This is a genomic window from Patescibacteria group bacterium (assembly GCA_041662965.1).
GTDB lineage: Bacteria > Patescibacteriota > Patescibacteriia > Patescibacteriales > GWC2-42-12 > JACPHD01.
In genome coordinates this window covers 1-3,536 of the sequence record JBAZRI010000016.1, presented here as the reverse complement: position 1 = coordinate 3,536, position 3,536 = coordinate 1, and the positions used below count along the sequence as shown (strand labels likewise).

Here is a 3,536-nt window from a genome sequence, read left to right as displayed (position 1 = left end):
GAAAATTGTTTCCGCAAAACTTCGTCCGCATTGTTTCAGATTTCTTCGTCAGGATTACTTTCAAAAAAGGTTCGAATTTTGTACAATGAATACCGCAATTTTTCGAAAAGGATTTCGGAACCAAAAATATGGTCGGCACGAAGTGCCGTCTGTTCTGAATTCCCCCCAAAAAGTCCTGAATCTGAAAGGGTTCGCCACGCAGAGCGTGGCTCCTCGTTAGCCAATGCAAAAATATGAATAATCAAACTAGAAAATTTTTCATATACACCAGAAAATCTACCGACACCGAAGATCGGCAGGTTAGAAGCATTTCGGACCAACTGGCCGAATTAAAAGAGTTAGCGGTAAAAGAACAAATTGAGGTAGTAGATATTTTCGTGGAAAAACAAACTGCCAAAGCTCCGGGTCGGCCAGTATTTAATGAAATGCTTCTCCGTATCGAAGCAAATGAGGCGAGTGGAATTTTGGCGTGGCATCCCGACAGATTGGCTAGAAATAGTGTTGATGGTGGAAAAATAATATATTTGCTCGATACGGGAAAAATTGCCGAGCTAAAATTTCCAACTTTCTGGTGTGATACAACTCCGCAAGGTAAGTTCATGCTTTCCATTGCTTTCTCTCAATCCAAATACTATGTTGATAACTTATCGGAAAATATAAAGCGTGGACACAGAAACAAAGTGAAAGACGGTATATGGCCTCAAATGTCGCCTCTGGGCTATGTGAATGTGAAAGGTGCGGGAATTGTACCAGATGAGAATATTGCTCCTTTAATCAAGAAAACATTTGAGGCCTACGCAACTGGAAATTTCACTTTGAGACAATTGCACGATAAGTTTAACGAACTTGGATTGAGTAGAAAGAATGGAAAGGTGCTTTCCGTTTCTAATTATCAACAAATTTTGAGAAATCCGATATTCACTGGTTTAATGAGATATAACGGTGAAATATATGAAGGAAAGCACAAACCGATTATCACAAAGAAACTTTTTGATTCCGTTCAAGAAGTGATGAGCCGAAAATCTAAACCTCACAGTAAAGGACTGAAGCCATTTTTGTACAGAGGATTTTTCCGATGTGGAGAATGCGGCTGTTTCATTACCACCGAAACACAAAAAGGTCATAACTATTTGCGGTGTACGAAACGGAAAAATCCTTGTACTCAAAAATATGTTCGCGAAGAGATCATCACTTCTCAAATTCAAAATGAAATCAAAAAAGTTTCTTTGCCACTCGATTGGGCAAATTGGATGATTGAAGAAAACAGGAAAGACCAATCATCCGAAACCCAATCGAGTGAGATTTTTTCTCAAAAAACAAAAGATGAAATTTCTCTTTTGGATTCAAAAGTTGAAAAGTTGATGAACTTATATTTAGAAAATATTTTATCTTTGGAAGAATATCGTGATTCTAAAAATAAGTTAGTGAATCAAAAACAACTTTTAAAAGAGAAATTATCGGCTTTTGAGAAAAAATCTCATAATCGGTTCGAACTTACCGAAAATTTTCTAAAAGCTAATATTCATATGGTGGAATTGGCTAACGAGAAAACAAATGAAGAAAATCTTCATTTGTTTAAAAAAGTCGGTTCGAACTTTGAAATCAAAAATCGAACCGTACTTTTTGAGCCACGCTCTGCGTGGCGAACCCTTTCAGATTCAGGACTTTTTGGGGGGAATTCAGAACAGACGGCACTTCGTGCCGACCATATTTTTGGTTCCGAAATCCTTTTCGAAAAATTGCGGAGAGGGAGGTATCCTACGTCTTTGACTTCGGACTACTTTTTCTCCCACTTTCAAAATCCTTCTCTAAAGCTACGGATACTAATCTTTTATACGCAAATGATTTTCCCGATCCATTCTTCAAATATAGTTCAAAATCTCGAGCTTGTTTTTCTATTTCAAAGGCTCCATACCAAACAAGTTTCCATGGTATATGAGGTCTTGTAGATTGTACTCTACCCGCATTATGTAATCTATATCTAGTTTTCAAATCATTCGTTGAGCCGAAGTAAAATATATGAGATTTTGAACTTAGTAGAATGTATGTATAGTGCATACCATCTTTTGCTTGCGCTACAGATTGGCTTGCAATTCCGTAGCTTTAGCGAAGGATTGCGGAGAGGGAGGGATTCGAACCCTCGGGACCCTTGCGAGTCCAACATCTTAGCAGGATGCTCCTTTAAACCACTCAGGCACCTCTCCTTATATTTTTTTTAACAAATCACTAAGTAAAAACTTTATTCTTTCTCTACCTTTGCCAGACTTAAGAAATTTTTCTTCTTCCCGTGCATCTATTTTAGAAAGGAACGCTTCATAGTAAACAAGTTTCCAAGGCCCGTTATTACTGGTAAATTCAGATTTACCGGACTGATGTTCTTTAATTCTTCTTTCTAGATTAGTGGTCAACCCCTTATAAAGTTTACCATTCTTCTCACTTTTTAATATATATACGAAATACATATTATCAAGACACTCTCAGCCCAAGGCTGATCCGCCTAGGGCGGAAGGCACCTCTCCTTATTTTGTATTTTTTCTCCACTTCTGCCGGATCTAAGAAATCTTTCTTTCTCTTGTACGGCTACTTTAAAAGGGAGGATTTAATCAACTAACAACAATAATACCTAATTTAGAGCTAAAATCAACGAATATACCAACTTGACAGACAGTTTATAGTGTTGTATTATCATAGAAGTATTTGTAACTTTTATTTACTATATTTATGAAAAAAACATTTTTATTTCTCATTGGCGCGGTAGCTATTATTAGCGTTTTTTCTTTTGGAACCGCTAGCGCTCAATCCGTATATTGTAATGATTATCTTAGCGGTCAGATTATCTCTGCTGGAGGGTCGGGACAACCCGCTTTAGCATCTGTTACTAATTATAAAACTGACTGTTCCGCGCAAGTTACTTTTTCATCTTACAAGGTCTTTATCCAACAGAATCATCCGGGTTGGTTAGACACTCAAGTTTTATTTGACTCCAAAACTATAATTTTGGCTCCGAGTGAAACGCAACAAATTTCTATTAACACAGCCACTTGTAAAAATCAATTAGATGTTTATAAGGGTGGAGTTATAACTCATTTAAGTGATGGCGTTGGGCACACCGGGCTTTTGACGCACGCTTTTACAAACGATTCTTTATGTACCACTGTTATTCCCAATCTTATCTGCTCTCCCGCCACTCAAACAATCAACAGTGGTAACTCCGCCAATTTCTCTGCTTCCGGAGGAACAGGCACTTACTCTTGGACTGGAGGCAACAACCCTCAAACCGGAAGTGGCGCCAACTTTTCTTCTTCCTTTCAAGGTTCCGGTTCCAGGACAGTAACCGTTACCAGTGGAGATCAAAGTGCTACTTGTTCGGTGACCGTCAATGAAATTATTCCCAATCTTATCTGCTCTTCCGCCACTCAAACAATCAACAGTGGTAACTCCGCCAATTTCTCTGCTTCCGGAGGAACAGGCACTTACTCTTGGACTGGAGGCAACAACCCTCAAACCGGAAGTGGCGCCAACTTTTCTTCTTCCTT

At 38.5% G+C, this 3,536-nt stretch carries 3 protein-coding genes, 1 tRNA gene and 1 pseudogene; 2 read left to right on the top strand and 3 right to left on the bottom strand.

All coding sequences use genetic code 11. The features are described from left to right. Positions 1-233: 233 nt before the first annotated feature. Positions 234-1,202 (top strand): annotated as a pseudogene (locus tag WC639_05370) (recombinase family protein). Between the two features lie 556 nt (positions 1,203-1,758). Here the strand turns inward: WC639_05370 and WC639_05365 are convergent. The 3 genes from WC639_05365 to WC639_05355 all read right to left on the bottom strand — a co-directional run bounded on the left by WC639_05365 (position 1,759) and on the right by WC639_05355 (position 2,462). Next, complete coding sequence (locus WC639_05365) at positions 1,759-2,058, bottom strand: GIY-YIG nuclease family protein (GenBank protein ID MFA6307204.1); 300 nt, start codon at positions 2,056-2,058, stop codon at positions 1,759-1,761. 59 nt (positions 2,059-2,117) lie between these two features. After that, a tRNA-Ser gene (locus tag WC639_05360) sits at positions 2,118-2,204 on the bottom strand. Beyond that, entirely contained in the window at positions 2,205-2,462 is a 258-nt protein-coding gene (locus WC639_05355; protein ID MFA6307203.1) for a GIY-YIG nuclease family protein, read from the bottom strand. It abuts the tRNA gene before it with no gap. 259 nt (positions 2,463-2,721) lie between these two features. Here WC639_05355 and WC639_05350 point away from each other — a divergent pair. Beyond that, a partial coding sequence (locus WC639_05350) for a hypothetical protein (protein MFA6307202.1) occupies positions 2,722-3,536 on the top strand: 815 nt, incomplete at its 3' end.

Coding starts and splice junctions, on each gene's coding strand:
- WC639_05365 (MFA6307204.1), bottom strand. CDS start 2,058: ATGCACTATACATACATTCTACTAAGTTCAAAATCTCATATATTTTAC.
- WC639_05355 (MFA6307203.1), bottom strand. CDS start 2,462: ATGTATTTCGTATATATATTAAAAAGTGAGAAGAATGGTAAACTTTAT.